The sequence below is a fragment of the Aestuariimicrobium kwangyangense DSM 21549 genome, from assembly GCF_000421525.1.
GTDB classification, from domain to species: Bacteria; Actinomycetota; Actinomycetes; order Propionibacteriales; family Propionibacteriaceae; genus Aestuariimicrobium; species Aestuariimicrobium kwangyangense.
The window spans coordinates 338,531-359,925 of the sequence record NZ_ATXE01000003.1; the positions used below are offsets into that span (position 1 = coordinate 338,531).

Below are 21,395 nucleotides of genomic sequence, written 5' to 3' on the forward strand. Positions count from 1 at the left end.
GGGCCGCCCGTGTGACCGCAGCCCAGCTGGGCGCGGCGCTTGCGACCTTGCGATCGCGGGTGGCCGGGGTCAGCCTGCCGATCGACCTGCCCGGTACGGCAGACCAACGAAGGAACGCACACGAGCTCGTCCGTCAGTTGGACGACTACGTGTTGCCCCGGCTGGCCACCCTCGAGGCCCCGCTGCTCACCGTCGTGGGCGGATCCACCGGCGCTGGCAAGTCGACGCTGGTCAACACCCTGGTGGGCCGCACCGTCACCACTCCCGGAGTCATTCGCCCCACCACCAAGTCGCCGGTCTTGATCCACCATCCCGACGACGAGCACTGGTTCTCCGACGAGCGCATCCTGCCCACGCTGATCCGCTCCAGGGTGGCCTCACACGACCAGAGTTCCCTGCAGTTGGTGGCGGAGCCGAGCCTGCCACCCGGGCTCGCCGTGCTCGACGCACCCGACTTCGACTCCGTGGACGAGCGCAACCGCGAACTGGCGACGGAGTTGTTGCAGGCGGCTGACCTGTGGTTGTTCGTCACCTCAGCTGCCCGGTACGCCGACGCCGTGCCGTGGGAGTTCCTGCAGCAAGCGGTGCAGCGCAGGGCGGCCGTCGCCGTCGTGCTCGACCGTGTGCCCCCGGCGGCCATGACCGACGTCCCCACCCACCTGGGGCAGATGATGACCGAGCGTGGCCTGGGCGACTCCGCGCTGTTCGCCGTGCCCGAGACGGCCACCGATGCCGAGGGGTTGCTGCCTGATGCGGCAGTCTCACCGATACGCACCTGGCTCGCCACGCTTGCGGCCGACGAGCGCAGCCGTCAGGCCGTGGTCATGCAGACCCTGACCGGCGCCATCGACTCCATCGGGCCACGAGTGTCCAGCCTGGCCGCGGCGACCGATGACCAGGTCGAGGCCCTCGAGAGCCTGCGCCAGGACGCTCGCAGCGCCTACGCCGAGGCCGCCCGACAGGTGGCGGTGCAGTCCGCCGACGGAACCCTGCTGCGGGGTGAGGTGCTCGGTCGCTGGCACGAGTTGGTCGGCACCGGTGAGTTCATGCGTGCCCTCGACCAGCGCATCAGCTGGCTGCGCGACCGGGTGTGGGGCACCCTCGTCGGCAAGCCACCCGAGGTCGACAAGATGAAGGTGGCGGTCGAGAACGGGCTCGAGGCGCTGGTGCGCGAAGAGGGGCAGGCAGCCGCCGAGCGCGCAGAAGCCGCCTGGCGGGCCACGCCAGCCGGCCGCTCCCTCCTGGCCAGACACGCTGCCGCCCACGGGCGGGACGAACTCACTCGCGCCTCGCGGGAGTTCCCGGGCAAGGTCGCCCGCGCGATCCGGGACTGGCAGGGCGACGTCGTCGAACTGGTGGCCGAGGAAGGCATGGACAAGCGGTCGAGGGCTCGACTGCTGGCGTTCGGTGTCAACGGTGCCGGGGTGGCCCTCATGGTGACGATCTTTGCCTACACCGGTGGCCTCACGGGTGCCGAGATCGGCGTGGCCGGTGGCACGTCGGTACTGGCCCAAAGACTGCTCGAGGGCATCATCGGTGACGACGCCGTCCGCGCATTGGCGGAGAGGGCGAAGGCCGACCTGGATGCCCGGATCGAGACGCTCATGTCGACCGAACTCGCCCGGTTCGAGGCCGTGCTGGCCGAGGCCGGCGTCGCCGACGACCAGGCCGCCGCCCTGCGGGAATCGGCAGCGGCGGTGGAGCGGGCCCACGTGGAAGGCTTCGACCACGAACGAGCCATCACCGCCGACACCACCACGGCGCGCCGGATGAACCCGGCCCGCACCCCGGCGGCGCTCGGCTCGTCCACCTCTGAGCCCGTGGTGACCGTCAGCCAGGTCGCGGCCAGTCCTGCCGAGGTGGTCGACGGTGAACTGGTCGAGCATCGGGACGGGGACGACCGCTGATGGCACGGCAAAGGCCCGTCGCGGAACGACTCCAGGCTCTGGGCCACGTGGTCGAGCAGGTCGAGGGACGGGTGCCCGACGAGGCGGTCAGGCACGCGGACGAACTGGTCCGTCGCGCGGGCTCGAGGCTGGCGATCGCCGGGGACCACACCGTGGTTGCCCTGGCCGGTGCCACCGGATCAGGCAAGTCGAGCCTGTTCAACGCGCTGTCCGGAACCCAGCTGGCCGAGCCGGGAGTGCGTCGTCCCACCACGGCGAAGGCCATGTCGGTCTCCTGGGGGGATGTGCCCCCCGCGGAACTGCTCGACTGGCTCGACGTGCCACGTCGCCACCAGGTCGAGTTGTCGCGGGTCCCTCGTCCCGGGTCGCAGGCGCCGGGGCTCGAGGGACTGGTGCTGCTTGACCTTCCCGACCACGACTCGATCGAGGCAGCCCACCGCGCCGAGGTCGATCGACTGGTCGACCTGGTCGACCTGCTGGTGTGGGTGGTGGATCCCCAGAAGTACGCCGACGCGGCCCTGCACGAGCGCTACCTGAAGCCACTGGCCGGCCACGCCGAGGTGATGCTGGTCGTGCTCAACCAGGTCGACCTGCTCACCCCCGGGCAACTCGTGCAGTGCGAGCGTGACCTGCGTCGCCTGCTCGACAACGAGGGCTTGGGCAAGGCCCGGATCGCGGCGGTGTCGGCGACGACCGGTCAAGGAGTCGACGCCCTGCGCCGTCAGGTCGTCGACCTGGTCGCCAGGAAGCGGGTGGTGGCCGAGCGTCTCGGCGCCGACCTCACCCGTGAGGCAGCTCGGTTGGCCCCGGAACTGGGGTTGGACGACTCCGGCTCCGCCGGTGACCCTGCCATCGGTTCCGGCACCGTGCGCCAGTTGAACCGGGCGTTGGCCGAGGCGGCGGGGGCCGATGTCGTCACCGAGGCCGTGCTGGCCTCGGTGCGACGACGCGGTGAACTCGTCACGGGATGGCCTGTGCTGTCATGGATCGCGTCGCTGCGACCGGACCCGTTGAGGCGTCTGCACCTCGACCGGCTCCCGATCGGGCGCACCAAGAAGTCGCTGGAGCCGGTCCGCGTTCCCCGCACGGGGCTCGACTCCGGGCAGGGGGCCTCGAAGGCGAGGGTGACCTCGGCGGTCAGGGCGCTGTCGGACGAGGCTGCCGCCGACCTCCCACGCTCGTGGCAGGACGCGGTCCGCCGTGCCTCCCTCGCCAACCAGGGCGTGCTGGCCGACGAGCTGGACCGGGCGGTGGCCACCACCGACCTGGCGATGGACCGCGGCTTCGGCCACTGGCGCGTGATCCAGGTCGTGCAGTGGATCCTGGTGGCTGTGGTGGCCGCTGGACTGCTGTGGCTGGCCGCCGATCTGGTGTTGGCCTACTTCCACTTCCCGCCCCTGCCGACCCGCAGCTGGCACCGGTTGCCGGTGCAGACCTGGCTCGTGGTCGGGGGAGTGGCCGCTGGTCTGCTCCTGGCCCTGATCAGTCGCGTGTTCGTCGAGGTGAGCGCGCGAGCCAAGGCCCGCCGGGCCCACGCCGTGCTGACCCGACAGGTCGCGGCCGTGGCCGAACGGCAGGTGGTGGCGCCGGTCACCGCAGAACTCGTCCGACTTCGCACGGCACGCGAGGCGCTGGGGCGAGTCCGTGGCTGACCTGTTGCTGGTCACCGCCACCCACGAGGCGTTCAGGCACTCAGCCGCGATCGAGGCGGGGGTGGCGCTGTTCGCTCGCCTGGCCGTCGAGGCGGGGCTCGACCTGCTCCACACCGAGGACACCTCGGTGCTCAACCCCGATGACCTCGCTCGGGCCCGCGCTGTGGTCTTCCACCAGTGCAACGGTGAGATCCTCACTGACGACCAGCGGGCCTGCCTGCAGTCGGCAGTGCGAGCGGGGTGTGGGTTCGCTGCCGTGCACAACTCCACCGGTGCCGAGCGTGGCTGGCCGGGCTACCTGGAACTGGTCGGGGCACGGTTCCGCAGCCATCCACCCCTCGACGAACAGCGGCGGGGCTTGCGGGCGGTCGCTCCCGACCCGTCCACCCAGCACCTGCCCGACCCCTGGTCGTGGTCGGACGAGTGGTACGAGTTCGAGTCGGAGCCAGTCGGAGTCGAACCACTGGTGGTGCTCGCCGACGAACCCAACCGCCCCCTGAGCTGGCGTGGGCGACTGGGTCTGGGCCGAACCTGGTACACCGCCCTCGGGCATCGTGCCGAGGCCTACTCAGATCGGGTCTTCGTCGACCACGTGTGGGGCGGCATCACCGGCGTGATGCGCTGACGACCCGCTCCCGGGAACAACAGGGGACTGTTCCGCGGGCACCAGATGGTCGCGCGCCCAGTCATCGGCCGCTGGGTCATCGCGCGCTGGGTCATCGGGCGGCTGCACCAGCGTGCCGACGAAGTGCACCGTGATCTCCAGCCGGTCGAGGGCACTGATCCGCTCGACCCCCTCCTCGGGAGCATTCCAGCGGTAGGGCGTCATCCCCCACACCTGCATGATCTCCTCGTTGCTCCCCAGCGTCACGCGGGCCTCGAATCGTCGCTGCTCCAGCACCGGCCAGGACCGGGCCAGCAGTACTTCCTCGTCGTGGGGGCGGTAGTCGCGGTACAGCTGGGCCCTCAGTTCGGCGAGGTGGGAGTCGCCGGGGGTGACCAGCAGGGCTCGGCCGCCCGGGGCCAGCACGCGAGCGAACTCGCTGCCGAGCACCGGTGACATCACGCTGGTGAGCAGGTCGACCGATCCGTCGACGGCCGGCAACTGGTTGACCGAGGCGACGACGGCGACGGCTCGGGGCACCCGGCGGGCCGTGAGCCTCATGGCCGGACGGGAGATGTCGAACGCCACCCAGTGGTCGTCGTGCAGGTGCTTGCCCTCGGGGCGACTCGAGGAGTCGTCGGGTATGGCCGACAGCATCGCCTCGGTGAACGTGCCCTCGCCGCAGCCGACGTCGAGCATCGTCTCGGGCATCAACTCGCCCACCCACTCGTGCAGGCCCTCACTGAGGACGCGGTAGTGGCCACGATCGAGGAATGCCCGCCGTGCAGCGACCATTGACTGGTCGTCACCCTGCGCCCGCGACCTCGACTTGCCGGGAGTCAGCAGGTGCAGGTGCCCGTCGCGGGCCTGGTCGAAACTGTGACCGGCCCGGCAGCGGGCCACCCGGTCGCGCAGGCGCAGCCGGTCGCCGCACACCGGGCAGGCGAGGATGCCGTCGCGTTCGCTCATGGTCCCGATTCTTCCAGCCTCGGAGCGGACTGTTGTCCACAAGCGAGGGGGAGGTCGAAGGGTTGTCCACAGCCCGGCATCGCGGGCGGGACCATCCCGGGAGTTCCGGTCACAACTCAGGTGACTGCCCTTCGGCAGACCATCCCTGGAGAGGACCATTCATGGACGCAACCATCAGCCTGTCGGGAAACATCGGCACCGACGTCGAGACCTTCACCGGCGACGACTGGGAACTGGCCCGGTTCCGCCTCGCCTGCACTCCGAGGGTGCGCCGCGGAGGGGAGTGGACCGATGGTGAGACAACCTGGATCTCGGTGAGGGCCTCCAACCGGTTGGCCCGCAACGTCGCCGCCAGCCTGCACAAGGGTGACCCCGTGGTCGTCACCGGCCGGCTGCGCACCCACGTCTGGCAGGACGCCGAGGGTGTCAAGCAGGACCGTCTCATCGTCGAGGCCTCGTCGGTGGGTCACGATCTCAACCGGGGCACCACCAACTTCGCCCGCAACGAGCGGGTGGCCTCACCGGCATCCCCGGGGGAACCGGTCGACCGTGACGACGTGGACCCTGAACCCGTCGATGAGCCCGCCCCGGACGAACAGGTGCCCGGGCTCGGGGGCCGCGACTGAGCTCAGGGCGCAGGAACCATCCGGAGCGCGTTCACTGGCATACTGGACGACGGTCCGCGCCTGTGCGGTGCGGCCGTTCCCCGGGGCGTGCGAGCGCACCGGACGACGTCGATGCGAAGGAAACGCGCCACTCATGGCTGAGTTCATCTACACCATGCACAACGTCCGCAAGGCCGTCGGCGAGAAGGTGATTCTCGACGACGTCACCCTCAGCTTCTACCCGGGCGCCAAGATCGGTGTCGTCGGCCCCAACGGGGCCGGCAAGTCGACCATGCTCAAGCTGATGGCCGGAATGGACCGTCCCAACAACGGGGAGGCACAGCTGGCGAAGGGGGCGACCGTCGGGATCCTGCTGCAGGAACCCCCGCTCACCGAGGACAAGACGGTCTGGGAGAACGTCGAGGAGGCCGTCGCCGACACCAAGGCGATGCTGGCCCGCTTCAACGAGATCTCCGACTCGTTCTCCGATCCCGACGCCGACTTCGACGCCCTGATGGACGAGATGGGACGACTGCAGACCGAGCTCGACCACCGTCAGGCCTGGGACATCGACGCCCAGCTGCAGCAGGCCATGGAGGCACTGGGTTGCCCTCCCGGGGACTCTCCCGTCGACGTGCTCTCCGGTGGCGAGCGCCGCCGGGTGGCCCTGTGCAAGCTGCTCCTGCAGGCCCCCGACCTGCTGCTGCTCGACGAGCCCACCAACCACCTCGACGCCGAGAGCGTCAACTGGCTCGAGAGCCACCTGAAGAGCTACCCCGGCGCTGTCCTGGCCGTGACCCACGACCGTTACTTCCTCGACAACGTCGCCAGCTGGATCTGCGAGATCGACCGCGGACGTCTCCACCCCTACGAGGGCAACTACTCCACCTACCTCGAGACCAAGCGCAAGCGCTTGCAGATCGAGGGCCAGAAGGACGCCAAGCGCGCCAAGGTGCTCGAGCGTGAGCTCGAATGGGTGCGGTCGTCCCCCAAGGCACGTCAGGCGAAGAACAAGGCACGTCTGGCCCGCTACGAGGAGCTGGCCACCGAGGCCGAGCGCAGCCGCAAGATCGACACCGCCGACATCAACATCCCCGCCGGTCCGCGACTGGGCAGCGACGTGCTGCAGGCGATCGACCTCACCAAGGGTTTCGGCGACCGACTGCTGATCAACGACCTCGACTTCACCCTCCCGCGCGCCGGGATCGTCGGCATCATCGGTCCCAACGGGGTGGGCAAGTCGACGCTGTTCCGGATGATCGTCGGCGAGGAACAGCCGGACTCGGGCCAGCTGAAGCTCGGCCAGACGGTCAAGATCAGCTACGTCGACCAGGGCCGCTCGGGGCTGGACCCGCAGAAGAATGTCTGGCAGGTCGTCTCCGACGGGCTCGACTTCATCAAGGTGGGCAACTTCGAGATGGCTTCGCGTGCGTACGTGGCCAGCTTCGGTTTCAAGGGTCCCGACCAGCAGAAGTTGTCCGGGGTGCTGTCCGGTGGTGAGAGGAACCGGCTCAACCTGGCGCTCACCCTGAAGATGGGCGGCAACCTCTTGCTGCTCGACGAGCCCACCAACGACCTCGACGTCGAGACCCTCTCGGCTCTCGAGGACGCCCTGCTCGAGTTCCCGGGCTGCGCCGTCGTGATCAGCCACGACCGGTGGTTCCTCGACCGGGTCGCCACCCACATCCTCGCGTGGGAGGGCCACGAGGCCGACGAGGCCGACTGGTTCTGGTTCGAGGGCAACTTCGCCGACTACGAGGCCAACAAGATCGAGCGGCTGGGAGCCGAGGCGGCTCGTCCGCACGCCTCCAAGCACCGCCGCCTGCGCCGCGACTGAGAGCTGACGCCGCCCGTGCGCACCGGACTCGACGCCCTCGCCGAGCGCGATTTCGCGGAACTGCGGGGGCGTCGCGTCGTCGTGCTGTCGAACCCGACCGGTGTGATGGTGCGGGAGGGGCGTGTGCTGCACGGGGTCGACGCCATGGTGGCCGCGGGCGTCGAGGTGGTCGGCGTGTTCGGGCCCGAGCACGGCTTCCGGGGAACGGCCACCGCCGGTGAGTCGGAGGCCGATGCGTTCGACCCGGTGACCTCCGTCCCGCTGCTGGACGCCTACCACGCGGGTCCCGAGCACCTGGCCGAGGCATTGGTGCGGCTCGGAGCCCACGTGGTGGTGGTCGACCTTCAGGACGCGGGCGTCAGGTTCTACACCTACGTCTGGACGATGTACCGGTTGATGATGGCGGTCGCCCGCGTTCCCGCAGTGGCGATGCTCGTGCTCGATCGCCCCAACCCCTTGGGCCGGGCCCGCAGGGGAGGGCTGCTGGCTCCCGGTCTGGAATCGAGCATCGGCCGGAGGTCGATCCTGCACCAGCACGGCCTCACCCTGGGTGAGCTGGCCCGCGTGCTGAATGCCCATCACCTGCCCGAGGAGCCGGGTGGGACGAGCATTGACCTGTCCGTCGTGCCCGTCGAGGGCTGGGACGGCTCGGCACGTTCGTCCGGGGCTCCGGGATGGCCACTGTGGGTGGCACCGAGCCCCAATCTGCCGACTGTGGAGTCGTGTCTGGCCTATCCCGGAACCGGGCTGCTGGAGGCTGTCACGCTGTCGGAGGGGAGGGGGACGACCCGTCCGTTCACCCTGCTCGCGGCGCCCTGGGTGGACGACCGCTGGCTGGCCCGCCTGGACGAGGGCCGACACCCGGGCGCGTTGCTGCGCGAGGCCGCGTTCGAGCCGTTGGCCGTGCCCCACTTCGAGACCCATGCCGGCCGCCTCTGCCGAGGGGTCGAGGTGCATGTCACCGATCCCGACGAGTTCGACGCGGTCCGGTTCGGGGTCGACCTGCTGACCAGTGCGCGTGACCTCTACCCGGAGCTCACCCACCGCGGGGACCAGTGGCGATGGCTCGACCTGATGACCGGACGCAGGCAATTCGCCCGGGACCTGCTCGCGGGGGCGGGCACCGACGACCTGCTGGGAGGCTGGCTGCCCGACCAGAGAGCCTGGGATGAGCAGGTGGGCTCGCTCAGATGAACTCGAGCGGGTCGAACTCGTCGATCTCGATGATCCGCACCCGGGGCAGACGCTCACGGAACGCCGCCACGTCGTACTCCAGGTCGAAGAACTCCACCCCATCGATGCGACGCAGCGACGTGGCCAGGAACTCGCCGAACCCGACGATGCCCACCCGTCGATCCGGATCCTCGGCCAAGGCCTCCATCTGCGGGGCGAAGTCGGCGTCGTGGCTCACCAACATCACGTCGGCGGGTCGACCGGCCAAGGCCTCGGTCGTGCGCTGGATGGCGATGTCGACGACCTTGCCCTCACCCCGCAGCGGCACCGGACGGTAACCGATGGCCAGCAGGGCCTGCACGAACGAAGCCGGCAGTTCCGCCGGAACCGCGAGGAAGAACAGCCCCTTCACCGGCTGGCCCCAAGCCCGCTCGGTGTAGTCGAGCAGGGTGTTCCACCGGGGTCGCTCGTGGGGGTCCGGGCGGCGTCCCAGAACCGAGTTCCCCAGGGTCGCGTCGATGTTCTCGCCGTCGACCAGCAGGTAGGTGGTGCGCTCGCTCATGCAGGGAGCCTAGTGCGTGCTGTGCCCGCGCTCGCTGCGGTCAGACGGTTCAATCAGGGGGTTCAATCGTGCGGATCGTGTGTTCTGACGCCAGATGTTGCTCCAGGGACGGAAGAGTCGGCGCCAGCGCACACGATCGGCACGATTGGCCGGGGGAGCAACCCGCCCGGCACGAGGTGGCGGCGATCGGGAGAGTCCCGCGTCACGGGTCGTCCTCCCCACCCGGTGCCAGACTGGGACGATGGACCTGCAGTTCACCGCAGAGGTGATCGAGTGGCGCGGCCCTGCCCCCTTCTACTACGCGGTGGTGCCGAACGACGAGGCCGACCTGATCGCCGAGGTGGCCCAGTCGATCATCTACTGGGGGTGCGTGCCGACGATGGCGACCATCGGTCACCACACCTACAGGACGGCCATGTTCCCCAAGCAGGGCACCTATCGGGTCCCGATCCGCAAGAACGTGCGCGAAGACCTGGGCATCGGGGTCGGTGACAGGATCGAGGTCTCACTCTTCCTCGACGTGTGAGCGATGCTCGGCGCCCGGTGGATCCCTGCTGCCGAGTGCGCACTCAGCCCTGCTGCGAGGCGAAGACTCCTTGGCGGCTCCAGCGTTGCCAGGTCACGCCCCGTCCGGTGGCCATGCGAACCAGCGTGCGCACCAACGCACGGAACTCGGTCAGGTCGACCAGGTAGAACACCAACCACGCCATCGGTGCCAGCGGCAGCAGCGCCAAGGACTCCCTGCGTCGGGTGTCAGTGAGCACCTGCCACCCCACCACCAGCGTGAGCGCGCCGATGTAGACCAGCGCCGGACCGTAGTCCCCGACGGCGATCGTCCACGCCCACATCACGGTCACCAGAAGGGGTTCGGCCAACAACAACACCTCCGAGAGCAGGGCGACCGGCAGGATCAGCATCGTCAACACGCGCTTGCGTGGGAGGGCGGGGTTGAAGAACAGGTGTCGGTACTGCCGGAAGGTGAGGAACCGTCCGAACTTCCAGCGCAGGCGCTGTCGCACCAAGCCGTCCCAGTCGGCCGGAGCCTCGGTCGTCACGACGGCGTCGGGAGCGTAGACGATGCGGTGCCCGGCCGCCTGCAGTCGGGTCGACATCTCGATGTCCTCGGTGATGTTGTCCTCGTCGAACCCGGCCAGGGCCCCCGATCGTCCCCGGTCGATCAGCTCGTGCAGCACGTCGGCCCGGTAGGCAGCGGCCGCGCCCCCGACTATGTAGATCGAGTCGAGCACCGAGTCTGCCTTCTTGAAGTAGAACCCGTAGAGGTACTCCAGGCGCTGCACCAGCCCCAGCACGCCGGGCCGGTTGCCGATCTTCACGTTGCCAGCCACGGCCATCACCCGGGGGTCGTCGAACCGGCGGGCGAAGTTCGTGAGGGTGTCGGCTGCCACCGCGCTGTCGGCGTCAGTGGTGACGATGATCTCGCCCGAGGCCACGCCGAGCCCACGGTTCAGCGCCGAGGCCTTGCCGCCGTTGGGTTGGCTGACGTACACGAGTCGGCCCGGTCGTCCGGACGCCTCGTGCTCGGCCACCAGCGCCTGCATCACGGCGTGGGTGTCGTCGGTCGAGCCGTCGTTGATCACGACGACCTCGACATCGGGGTGGTCGCTGGCCAGCAGCGAGCGCACGGTCAGCGCGATGCCGACTTCCTCGTTCCAGGCGGGGACGAGCACCGAGACGCGCTGGGCGGGGATGGCGGCGCGGCGGGGGGCGCGACGACGGCGCCACCAGCTCTGCACGTCGAACCAGGGTGCGACGAGCAGCTGCAGGGCGTACTTGAGCAGGCTCGGCAGGAAGAGCAGGGTCAGGGCGATCTGCCAGGTCTCGGACGGCCTCGCGGCGCTCCGGTGGCCGAACAACACCAGCCATCCCAACGCCAACGTGATCCCGTATCCCAGCAGGTAGAGCAGAGCAGTCACGCCTCTCAGGATACTCTCAGACTTCGGCTTCTCCGATTCGAGCGACCGACCGCCCGTCCAGCGTCGCCCTCAGGAGTGGGTGAGCAGCAGCTCGGCCAAGGTCATCGCGCGTCGTTGGGTCAGGTCGTCGACCTGCTTGCGGCAGCTGAACCCATCGGCCAGCACGATCGCTCGGGGGTTGGCACGCAGCGCCGGCAGCAGGGCCGTCTCGGCCACCGCGACGGAGGTCTCGTAGTGTCCTCGTTCCACCCCGAAGTTGCCGGCGAGGCCGCAGCATCCCCCCAGGGTGGTGACGGTGGCACCGGTCCGCCCGAGCACGTCGGCGTCGGCCGACCAGCCCAGCACGGAGGCGTGGTGGCAGTGGGGCTGGGCCACGACCTCGTGCCCACTCAGGTCCGGAGCCTGCCAGTCGGGCGTCGACGACAGCACCTCGGCGAGGGTCCGGACGGCGCTGGCGACGATGCCGACCCTGGGGTCGTCGGGCAGCAGTTCGGGGGCGTCGGAGCGCCAGACAGCCAGACAGGAGGGCTCGGCCCCCACGATCGTCACGCCCGCCTCCGCGATCGGTGCGAGCACCTCGAGTGCGCCACGCAGTTGGGCGCGGGCTCCGTCCAACTGCCCCGTGGTGATCCAGGTCAGGCCGCAGCAGGCACGATCGCTGATCACCTCGGGCTGGTACCCGGCCCGTTCCAGCACCGCCATCAGCGACGCCACCTGGGTGCCCTCGAAGGCGTCGGTGAAGGAGTCGACCCACACGGCGACCCGCCCGTGGCGCCCCGGCACACCGCCGCCTGCGTCAGCGGTCCCAGAGCCGGTCGAGCGACCCCGGTGCGCCGCACGTCGCCGTTGCGAGCCCCCGGGGTTGAACCGCGGCAACGGACGACGACCGTCCACCCCGGCCAGCCGTTTGGCGAGCGATCCCACACCGGGCACGGACAGTGCCACGTTGGCCAGTGCCGAGACGCCCGGCACCACGTGCACCAGCGAGAGCCAACGGGGCAACTGGCCGAGGGTGTAGTGCGACAGGGGGCGGAGTCGACCCTTGTAGGACTCGTGCAGCACCCTCGACTTGTAGGCGGCCATGTCGATGCCGGTGGGGCAGTCACGCCCGCAGCCCTTGCACGACAGGCACAGGTCGAGTGCCTCGTGCACCTCGGGGGAACGCCAGCCCCCTGCGACCAGGGACCCGTTGACCATCTCCTGCAGTACCCGGGCCCGGCCGCGCGTGGAGTCCTTCTCGTTGCGGGTGGCCTGGTAGCTCGGGCACATCACCGCTCCGGGTCCCAGGGTCGCGGTCACACACTTGCCCACCCCGGAACACTGGTGCACCTCGCGCACGAAGTGGGGGTCACTGAGCCGCAGCGGTGAGCCGACGGTGGCCGCGACCCGAACGTCGGCGTCGACGGCGACGGGGTCGACGAGCACGCCGGGGTTGAGCAACCCACGCGGGTCGAACAGGGCCTTGACCTGCCCGAACAGTGCGATCGCCTCGGGGGAGTACATCGCGGGCAGCAGGGCCGAGCGGGCCCGCCCGTCACCGTGCTCACCCGACATCGAACCCCCGTGGCTGGCGACCAGGGCCGCGGCTCGCTCGACGAACTGCCGGTAGACGGCCGCCCCACCCTCTCGTTCGAGAGGGAAGTCGATGCGGACGTGCACGCAGCCGTCGCCGAAATGTCCGTAGGGCAAGCCGTGCAGGCCGAACTCCTGCAGCAACTGGTCGAACTCGCGCAAGTAGGCCCCGAGCCGTTCGGGCAACACCGCAGCGTCCTCCCAGCCCGGGTAGGCCGGATCGGCGAGGCTGACCCCGGCCAGTCCCGCCCCGTCCTCGCGGATCTTCCACAGTCGATCGGCTGCTGTCGGGTCGTCCACCACCCAGCCGTCGAGACAGCCCGAGGTGGCCAGCAGCGCCTCGGCGCGGGAGCGCACCTCGGCCTCGTCCTCGCCCACGAGTTCGACGAACATCCAGCCGTCGCCGGCGGGGAGTGCGGGGACGGCGGCCGGCCCCTTGGTGCGCGCCACCACGTCGACGATCCGCCGGTCCATGCCCTCGGCGGCCACGGGACGATGGGGCAGCAGCGCCGGCACCGCGTCGGCGGCGTCGGCCATCGACGGGTAGCCCAGGGCCACCACCGCCGCGTGCGGCAGGTCGCGGACCAGCCGCACGGTCGCCGAGAGGATGACGGCCAGCGTGCCCTCGGTGCCGGCCAGGAAGCGGGCCAGGTCGAACTTGCGCTCGGGCAGCAGGTGCTCCATCGAGTAGCCCGAGACCTGGCGGCCGAATCGTCCGAACTCGGTTCGCACCAGGCCGAGGTTGGCGCCCACGAGTGCCCGCAGGTCGGTGGCCAGACCACCCGTCGACGGTTCACCCGAGGTGACCGTGACGATCTCCCCGGAGCCGGTCAACACCTCAAGCGAGACCACGTTGTCGGCTGTTCGTCCGTAGCCCAGGGCGCGTGGACCGCATGCGTTGTTGCCGATCATGCCGCCGATGGTGCAGCGGGTGTGGGTCGACGGATCGGGCCCGAACCGCAGCCCCAGTGGCCGCGCCTGAGCCTGCAAGGTGGCGTGCACCACGCCGGGTTCCACGGTGGCGGTGGCCGCGTCCGGGTCGATCGACACCACCCGGTTGAGGTGGCGGGCGACGTCGACGACCAGCCCCGGCCCGACGGCATTGCCGGCGCAGGAGGTGCCCGCGCCGCGCACCGTCACCGACACCTCGGCCTCGAGGGCGGCCCTGACCACCTCGACGAGTTCGTCGCGCGTGCGTGGGAAGGCCACCGCGAGGGGCTCGACTCGGTAGAGGGAGGCGTCGGTGGTGTAGAGGGCCCGGGTGAGGGTCGAGTCGTCGACGCAGTCGAACCGGGCCAGGGTCTGCGGGACGGTGGCGCGGGTGGTGACGGTCATTGCCTCAGTCTGGCACCGCGAGGATGGCCTGCATGCAGCGTCCCAGTGCCACGAAGTCATCGGGATCGACGGCGTCGACCAGCACCCGACGTACCTCACGCACGTGACCGGGTGCTGCCCGTTCCAACAGTGCGTAGCCCTCGTCGGTCAGCGAGGCGATCACTCCCCGCCGGTCATCGCTGGCCTGACGACGGATCACCCACCCGTTGGTCTCCATCCGGTTGATGGCGTGGGTGAGTCGGCTGCGCGACTGGTGAACCATGGCCGCCAGGTCTGACATCCGGCGTTCCCGGTTCTCGCCCTCGACCAGCGACACCAGGATCTCGTAGTCGCCGAGGTCGAGACCGACCGTGCGCAGTTGGGCGTCCAGTTCGTCGTTGACCCGTGCCACACCGTGCAACCACGCCCGCCAGATCTGTTGCTGTTCATCGGTCAGCCAGACCACGTCCGCGTCGCCCCCCGCGCGTGGATCGCTGGGATCCAGTGCCTCGCTCATGGCGAGCATGCTATCTGCTGGCGACCCGGTCACCATCAGGCACCCCGCCTGAAACCCGTTGTGGCGCGCGGCTGACGCTAGGATGCCGACTGACGAACTCCGCCCCGCCGCGAGGAGAGAACATGACCCCCGAGCCCGCCGAGCCGACACCCTCCTCAGCACGAGCCAACTCCACCTTCGGAGACTTGGCCGAGCGGGACCGGTTGTTGGCCGCCTGCTCGCAGAACCTGGGCACCATGCTGGCCGATCGCACCCGGGCCACTCCCCACAAGGTGGCCTTCCTGGTGCCCGACCGGGCCCCCGTCGGCGTCAACCAGTGGCATGAGCTGACGTGGACGCAGACCCAGCAGCGGGCCCATGTGATCGCCGCCGGGCTGATCGGGCTCGGGCTCCAACCGGAGGACCGGGTGGCGATCGCCATGACCACCCGCATCGAGTGGGTGCTCACCGACCTGGGGATTGCGTGCGCCGGGGGAGCGACGACCACGATCTACCCCAACACCAACGTCGACGACGTCACCCACATCGTGGCCGACTCCGACTCGCACATCGTGGTGGTCGAGAACTCGGCCCAGCTCGACAAACTGCGCAAGGCCACCGAACTCGACCACGTCGTGCGCCACATCGTGATCCTGGACGACGACCGGTCCCTGGAGGACTCCGACGACAGGGTGATCACCTTCGACGACCTCGAGGAGGCTGGGCGCAGGGCCCTGCACGGCGACCACGACCTGGTCACCCGCACGGTCGCGGCCATCGCCCCCGACCAACTGTCGACGCTGATCTACACCTCGGGCACCACCGGTCGTCCCAAGGGGGTCGAGCTCACCCACCGATCCTGGACCTACGAGGGCGTCGCCATGCAGGCCACAGGCATCGTCCGGGAGGACGACCTTCAGTACCTCTGGCTGCCGCTCAGCCACGTCTTCGGGAAGTGCCTGCTGGCGGTCCAGCTGACCAGCGGGTTCGCCTCGGCCGTCGACGGTCGTCTTGACCGGATCGTGACCGGTTTGGGCGAGGTGCGACCCACCTTCATGTGCGGTGCCCCCCGGATCTTCGAGAAGGTGCGCTCGGCCGTGATGACCAAGGCCGCCCCCGGTTCGACCGTCGACAAGATCTCGCGCTGGGCCTTCGCGGTCGGCCGCGACTCCCGCCAGTACCGGCTCGCGGGCCGACGGCTGCCGGTCGGACTGAAGCTGAAGTACGCGCTCGCCGATCGGCTGGTGTTCTCGAAGCTGAAGAAGACGATGGGTGGCCGGATCCGGTTCTTCATGTCGGGCTCGGCCAAGCTCTCTGAGAAGGTGCAGGCGTGGTTCTACTCGGCCGGCATCACGGTGGTCGAGGGCTACGGCGCCACCGAGACCAGCGCCATCGCCTTCGTCAACGACCCTGCCACGCCCCACTTCGGCACCGTCGGGAAGGTCACGCCCGGCATGGAGGTGCAGATCGCGGATGACGGTGAGTTGTTGCTGCGCGGCCCCGTCATCGCCCGCGGCTACCACGGACGATCCGACGCCACCGCAGCCTCGTTCGATGACGAGGGCTGGTACCACACGGGCGACATGGGCGTGCTCGACGACGACGGCTACCTGTCCATCACCGACCGCAAGAAGGACCTGATCAAGACCTCCGGGGGCAAGTACGTGGCGCCACAGAAGGTCGAGGGCGCGGTCACGGCCGCGAGCCCACTGGTCTCGCAGGTGGTCGCCCTCGGCGAGAACCGCAAGTACGTGGTTGCCCTGCTGACCCTCGACGAGGCGGCCGTGAAGACCTGGGCCGAGCGGCACGGTCACGCTGGTTCCACCCACGCCGACCTGCTGGCCTCCCCCGATCTGCGGGCCACGCTCGACGACCAGATCGCGCACGCGAACTCCACGCTGGAGCGGTGGGAGACGGTCAAACGGTTCGAGGTGCTGCAGCGCGAGTTCTCGGTGGACGACGGCGGGGTCACCCCCAACATGAAGGTGCGCCGCAACGTGGTCGAGTCCCAGTACGCCGACGTGATCGCGGGCCTCTACGACGAGGACCCGGCCGACCTGTGACCACCACGATGCGGGTCGAGGTGCCCCTGCGGTGGGGTGACATGGACGCGCAGGCGCACGTCAACAACGGCATGGTGGCGGAGTACCTGCAGGAGGCGCGCGTCGACTTCCTGCACGCCGCGGGCGTGACCGAGATGCTCGAGACCGGGGTGGTGGTGATCTCACACCAGATCGAGTACCTCGCACCGATCACCTACTCGCCCAGGCCGGTGGTGGTCGACCTGGGCATCACCCACATCGGAGGCGCTCGGTTCGAGGTGGCCTACCTGCTGAGCCACGACGGGGTCGAGTGCGCCCGGGCCCGCTCGGTGCTGTGCCCCTTCGACCTCGCCTCCCAACAGGTGAGGCGGCTCTCCGCGGGGGAGCGGGGCTGGTTCGAGCGGCACCGCATCGAGGTCGAGCCCTTCCGGGATCTTCAGGCTCCGGCCCTGCTCGGGAGGGGGGTGGCGCACCCGCTCCGTCCCCGATGGTCCGACGTGGACCGTTTCGGGCACGTCAACAACGTGCGCCTGTTCGACTACGTGCAGGAGGCCCGGATCGCGGCGTCCAGTTGGGTGGACCCCTCGATGCTGCGCCACGGCAGCAGTCTCGACCCGGCCCACGCGGCCGAGGAGCACTCGCTGTGGTTGGTCGCCCGGCAGGACGTGGAGTACCTGGCCCAGATCCCCTATCGGGTCGAGCCCTACCGGGTCGACACGGGAGTGGCGAGGCTGGGCAACAGCTCGGTCACCTTCGCCGCCGAAGTGGTCGACCCCCTGGCGGAGGACCAGGTGCTCGTCCGGGCCCGGACGGTGCTCGTCTGTGCCGATGACGAGGGACGACCCAAGCAACTACCCGCCACCACGCGCAGCAGGCTGGGCCGCGAACTGGTGCGCGACTGACCCGTGAGAAGCTGCTCCCATGAGTTTCGCTGACCGGATCGATGCCCTCACCCCCGACGACCTCGTGGCCCGCGGCTCGGGCAAGTGGACGAGGTTCCCCGGCACCCTGGGCGCCTTCGTGGCCGAGCACGACTTCGGACTGGCCGACCCCATCGCCGAGGCCCTGCACCGGATGGTGGACGGTTTCAACTTCGGATACCTGCCCGACTCCCTGGCCCACGAGATGTGCGAGGCGACCGCCCACTACGTCCGGCGCTATGGATGGCAGCTGGAACCGCGGCACGTGACACCCCTGCCCGACGTGTTGTCGGGGCTCGAGATCGCCATGGACCTGATGCTGGCCGAGGGTGCCAAGGTGATCCTGCCGACGCCTGCCTACATGCCCTTCCTGACCATGCCCGGCAGGGCCAGGCGAGAGCTGGTCGAGGTGCCCATGCTGCGCACCGAGACGGGTTGGGAGTACGACTTCGACTCACTCGACAAGGTCTACGAGCAGGGGGACCTGCTCATCCTGTGCAACCCGCACAACCCCATCGGCAAGGTCGCCACCCGCGAGGAGCTCACCCGCCTGAGCGAGATCGTCGACGCCCATCACGGGCTCGTCTACAACGACGAGATCCATGCCCCGCTGGTGTTCGGCGAGGCGGTGCACGTGCCCTATCACGCCCTTTCCGAGGTCACCGCGGGCCACACCGTCACCTCGATGGCTGCCAGCAAGGCCTGGAACCTGCCCGGGCTGAAGGCCGCTCAGTTCATCGTGACCTCCCCGTCGCTGCGGGAACTGTGGGAGCCGATCGCCTTCGGGCGCAGCCACGGCACCGCCACCCCGGGCGTGGTGGCCACCGTGGCCGCCTACACCCAGGGGCAGCCGTGGCTGGACGAGGTGCTGACCTACCTCGACGGCACCCGCGTCGCCCTGGCCGATGCGATCGCGTCGAAGCTTCCCGGGGTCGGGCACGTCTCCCCCCAGGGCACCTACCTGGCCTGGCTCGAGACGGCCGACCTGGGCCTCGAGAACCCACAGCGATTCTTCCTCGAGGACGCCAAGGTCGCCCTCACTGATGGAGCGGCCTGCGGTGCCGCCGGAGTGGGTGACGTGCGGCTCAACTTCGGGACGGCCCGTCCGATCGTCCTGGAGATGATCGACCGCATGGCCCGAGCGCTGGAACAGCGGTGACCAACCACTGGTTGCCAACTCTTGCCGTGGCGGGCGCGGTCTGATTGGGTGACCACGTGAGTGACACGAGCAGCGAGGCTTCGGACACGGCACGCCAGTTCGCCGCTGGGATGCAGAAGCGCCCGACCATCTATGACGTGGCGGCCGCGGCTGGGGTGAACCCGTCGACCGTCTCCCGAGCCTTCTCGCGGCCCGGTCGTGTCTCGGACAAGACCGCAGCCCACATCCACGCCGTCGCCCAGGCGATGGGATACCGAGCCGAGGCCGTGTTCCGGGCCCCGTCCACGCGGCACACCCAGCTGTTGGCGCTGGCGGTCTCCGATGTCACCAACCCGTTCTTCTTCTCCATCATCCGCGGGGCGGAGAACGAGGCCACGGCCCGTGGCTACCAACTGCTGCTGGCCGACACCCAGGAGTCCCAGACCCGGGAGCAGGCCCTGTTCGACCGCTCGCTCGACAAGGTCGACGGCCTGCTCGTCGCCTCGTCACGCATCTCCGACACCGGCCTGCGGGCCGCAGCCCGGAAGGTGCCCACGGTGGTGATGAATCGCGTCGTCACTGGTCTTCCCAGTGTCATCGCCGACAACGGACGAGCCATGCGCCGGGCCCTGGAGCACCTCGCCTCGCTCGGCCACCGTCGGGTGGCCTATGTCAGCGGTCCGGAGGCCTCGTGGGCCAATGGTTCCCGCTACCGGGCCTTCCGGGAGGGGTGCTACGAACTCGACCTGATCGACCAGCGGGTCGGACCGGTTGCCCCCACGGTCAAGGGTGGGGCAAGTGTCACCGACACCTTGCGCGACAACGGCGCCACCGCGGCGGTCTGCTTCAACGACCTGACCGCGATCGGGGTGATCCGCCGGGCCAAGGAATTGGGCTGGAGCGTGCCCGGTGACCTGTCCGTGGTGGGCTTCGACAACACCTTCGCCTCCGACCTGGTGAGCCCCAGTCTGACCACGGTCGCGGCACCGCTGTCGGAACTGTCACGCCGTGCCACGGCCCTGGTGATCACCATGATCCAGCGTCCCTCGACCCCCCCGGTCGAGCCCCAGATCCTGCCGATCCAGTTGATCGTCCGCGAGTCGAGCGGGGAGCCGGGCTGACCCGGAGCGTCAGTCGGCCATACCGGTCCGATCCATCCCGTGGTTCGCGCGGCCGCCGCTGGGCGAAATCCACGCCAATTGGGGCACGTGAGGGGCCTGGCCGTCACGTGGCGTGACGAGGAAGCCGCTCAGCTGCCCGGATCGGCGCGGATCAACTCGGCCGGTGCCGGTAGAGCACCTCTCCGGCGTTCTCGATCACCACGGTGCCGGGCTCGGCCGCCATCGCCTCGAGGTCCATCTCGTCGGGGTCGAGATAGCCCAGGTTGATGGACTCGCACACCTCGCGGGGGATCCGCGTGGCCAAGGTCACCTTCACCCGACAGCTCTCGACCCCGGTCTCGGCGTCGTAGCTGCCGGCGCCGCGCAGGTGGGTGGAGTGGGCGAGCACTCCCCAGTGGACGTCCTTGTAGGTGTCCCACTGCTTCACGAAGAAGTCGCGGCAGTGGTAGCCGATCTCGTAGATCTCGGGGTGGGTCTCCGAGACCTCTGTGACGTGGGGGGCGTAGATGATCACCTCGCCCCCGTCGGCGACGGCCGGTTCCAGCTTGTAGAAGCCCTTGGCGGCCGTCCAGATGTCTTCGTAGCGAGGCATCATGCACGAGACCACCCGCTGGAAGGGGGTCTCGACGTAGGTGACGTGGGTCTGTGCGGCCACGTCGGCGGCGGCCCCCCAGGCATCCTCGGTGGTGCCGAAGGCGGCGGCCTCGATCAGACCGGTGCCGGACTCGACCACCAGCTTCAGCGCCAGCCGCGCTCCCGGGATCAGTCGCGCCCCCTCGTTGATCATCGCCCTCACCGGGGTGATGCCGCGGGTTCCGATGATCGCCGCGGAACTGATCAGGGCCCCCACCCAGTGGGTCATGTCGATGAATTCCTGGCTGGCCACGCCCGGGATGAAGTACTTGTTGCCACCCGAGATGCCCACCACCTCGTGGGGAAAGACGGGTCCCACCACGATGTTCACGTCGGCCTCGACCACGTGGCGGTTGAGCACGATGTCGGCACCCACGTCGAGCCTGCCCTCGGACAGTTCGCCGATGCGATCACCCTCGATCCGTCCGACCTTGACCAGCATGGTGGGGTCGGCCCATTCGTGGTTCACGATGGTCAGCCCCGGGTAGCGCTGCGCCAGCCCACCGGGTTCAACCCCGAACATGCGCTCGATCTCATCGGGTTCCATGTAGCTGTGCGTGCCGAGCGCGATCACCGCGGTCAGCGAGGCCACCCGGTCGATCAGGTGGCGGTGCAGGATCGTCGCCACCTCGGGCAGTGGCATCGAGCGCGTGCCGTCGGGCACCACCAGCACCACCTTCTTGCCGTCGAGGTCGACCTCGCCCAACTTGCGAGCGACGAACTCCTCCAGCTCCTCTTCTGCGACGTGCTGGTGGGGACCGCCGATCAGTTCGCAGGTGACGGGCCCGATCGGGGTCTCACTGGTCGCCAGGATGTCGCTCATGCGTCCAGTGAACGCCGTTGCGAGCGGGCGGGCAAGCAGGGGGCCGGGGACCGGCAAAGCTTGGCAACCCTTGGCAGTCACCCCTCCCGCTCG

At 69.5% G+C, this 21,395-nt stretch carries 17 protein-coding genes; 11 read left to right on the plus strand and 6 right to left on the minus strand.

All coding sequences use genetic code 11. The annotated features are described in order from the left end of the window. The first annotated feature begins 11 nt into the window (after nt 1-11). Genes H507_RS16485 through H507_RS0111585 form a run of 3 tightly spaced genes read left to right on the plus strand, consistent with a single transcriptional unit; the run spans nt 12 to nt 4,184 of the window. Nucleotides 12-1,907, plus strand: coding sequence for a dynamin family protein (locus tag H507_RS16485; protein ID WP_169512712.1), 1,896 nt, complete (start codon nt 12-14; stop codon nt 1,905-1,907). Next, nucleotides 1,907-3,559, plus strand: coding sequence for a GTPase (locus H507_RS16490; protein ID WP_022910867.1), 1,653 nt, complete (start codon nt 1,907-1,909; stop codon nt 3,557-3,559). The genes H507_RS16485 and H507_RS16490 overlap by 1 nt, the downstream gene beginning before the upstream one ends. Further along, nucleotides 3,552-4,184 carry a ThuA domain-containing protein gene (locus H507_RS0111585; RefSeq protein ID WP_051139790.1) on the plus strand — a complete coding sequence of 211 codons (633 nt, stop codon included), beginning with the start codon at nt 3,552-3,554 and terminating at the stop codon, nt 4,182-4,184. Before H507_RS16490 ends, H507_RS0111585 begins: the two co-directional genes overlap by 8 nt. Here H507_RS0111585 and H507_RS17455 read toward each other — a convergent pair. Then, nucleotides 4,128-5,132, minus strand: coding sequence for a putative RNA methyltransferase (locus tag H507_RS17455; RefSeq protein ID WP_022910868.1), 1,005 nt, complete (start codon nt 5,130-5,132; stop codon nt 4,128-4,130). The two genes, H507_RS0111585 and H507_RS17455, sit on opposite strands and share 57 nt — an antisense overlap. Nucleotides 5,133-5,293: 161 nt before the next feature. Between H507_RS17455 and H507_RS16500 the strand changes: the two genes are divergently transcribed. From H507_RS16500 to H507_RS16505, 3 genes are all read left to right on the plus strand, one after another. Further along, nucleotides 5,294-5,758, plus strand: a complete 465-nt coding sequence (locus H507_RS16500; RefSeq protein WP_022910869.1) for a single-stranded DNA-binding protein — start codon at nt 5,294-5,296, stop codon at nt 5,756-5,758. 133 nt (nt 5,759-5,891) lie between these two features. After that, entirely contained in the window at nt 5,892-7,574 is a 1,683-nt protein-coding gene (gene ettA, locus H507_RS0111600) for an energy-dependent translational throttle protein EttA (protein ID WP_022910870.1), read from the plus strand. Between the two features lie 15 nt (nt 7,575-7,589). Then, nucleotides 7,590-8,768 carry an exo-beta-N-acetylmuramidase NamZ family protein gene (locus tag H507_RS16505; protein ID WP_022910871.1) on the plus strand — a complete coding sequence of 393 codons (1,179 nt, stop codon included), beginning with the start codon at nt 7,590-7,592 and terminating at the stop codon, nt 8,766-8,768. On the opposite strand, the gene H507_RS0111610 is transcribed toward H507_RS16505, so the two are convergent. Then, nucleotides 8,761-9,309, minus strand: a complete 549-nt coding sequence (locus H507_RS0111610; protein WP_022910872.1) for an NYN domain-containing protein — start codon at nt 9,307-9,309, stop codon at nt 8,761-8,763. The genes H507_RS16505 and H507_RS0111610 overlap by 8 nt on opposite strands. A gap of 241 nt (nt 9,310-9,550) precedes the next feature. On the opposite strand from H507_RS0111610, the gene H507_RS0111615 reads away from it, so the two are divergent. Continuing rightward, on the plus strand, nt 9,551-9,835 hold the full coding sequence (locus H507_RS0111615; protein WP_022910873.1) for a DUF1905 domain-containing protein: 285 nt from the start codon (nt 9,551-9,553) through the stop codon (nt 9,833-9,835). A 43-nt stretch (nt 9,836-9,878) separates the two neighbouring features. Here H507_RS0111615 and H507_RS0111620 read toward each other — a convergent pair whose 3' ends face one another. The 3 genes from H507_RS0111620 to H507_RS0111630 form a co-directional block, all read right to left on the minus strand. Next, nucleotides 9,879-11,243, minus strand: coding sequence for a glycosyltransferase family 2 protein (locus H507_RS0111620; protein ID WP_022910874.1), 1,365 nt, complete (start codon nt 11,241-11,243; stop codon nt 9,879-9,881). 69 nt (nt 11,244-11,312) lie between these two features. Then, nucleotides 11,313-14,150, minus strand: a complete 2,838-nt coding sequence (locus H507_RS0111625) for an FAD-binding and (Fe-S)-binding domain-containing protein (protein WP_022910875.1) — start codon at nt 14,148-14,150, stop codon at nt 11,313-11,315. A gap of 4 nt (nt 14,151-14,154) precedes the next feature. After that, the gene (locus H507_RS0111630; RefSeq protein ID WP_051139811.1) at nt 14,155-14,646 is read right to left on the minus strand and encodes a MarR family winged helix-turn-helix transcriptional regulator; all 492 of its coding nucleotides are present in this window, start codon (nt 14,644-14,646) and stop codon (nt 14,155-14,157) included. A gap of 122 nt (nt 14,647-14,768) precedes the next feature. Between H507_RS0111630 and H507_RS0111635 the strand changes: the two genes are divergently transcribed. From H507_RS0111635 to H507_RS16515, 4 genes are read left to right on the plus strand one after another with little or no spacing between them, the layout of a single operon-like run. Continuing rightward, entirely contained in the window at nt 14,769-16,688 is a 1,920-nt protein-coding gene (locus tag H507_RS0111635; RefSeq protein ID WP_022910877.1) for an AMP-dependent synthetase/ligase, read from the plus strand. Next, nucleotides 16,685-17,569, plus strand: coding sequence for an acyl-CoA thioesterase (locus tag H507_RS16510; RefSeq protein WP_022910878.1), 885 nt, complete (start codon nt 16,685-16,687; stop codon nt 17,567-17,569). Before H507_RS0111635 ends, H507_RS16510 begins: the two co-directional genes overlap by 4 nt. 19 nt (nt 17,570-17,588) lie before the next feature. Then, on the plus strand, nt 17,589-18,746 hold the full coding sequence (locus H507_RS0111645) for a MalY/PatB family protein (protein ID WP_022910879.1): 1,158 nt from the start codon (nt 17,589-17,591) through the stop codon (nt 18,744-18,746). Nucleotides 18,747-18,802: 56 nt separating this feature from the next. Then, on the plus strand, nt 18,803-19,846 hold the full coding sequence (locus H507_RS16515; RefSeq protein WP_022910880.1) for a LacI family DNA-binding transcriptional regulator: 1,044 nt from the start codon (nt 18,803-18,805) through the stop codon (nt 19,844-19,846). Between the two features lie 151 nt (nt 19,847-19,997). Here the strand turns inward: H507_RS16515 and H507_RS0111655 are convergent, their stop codons facing one another. After that, nucleotides 19,998-21,302: a lactate racemase domain-containing protein gene (locus H507_RS0111655; protein ID WP_022910881.1), complete on the minus strand. Its 1,305-nt coding sequence runs from the start codon at nt 21,300-21,302 to the stop codon at nt 19,998-20,000. Nucleotides 21,303-21,395 lie beyond the last annotated feature (93 nt).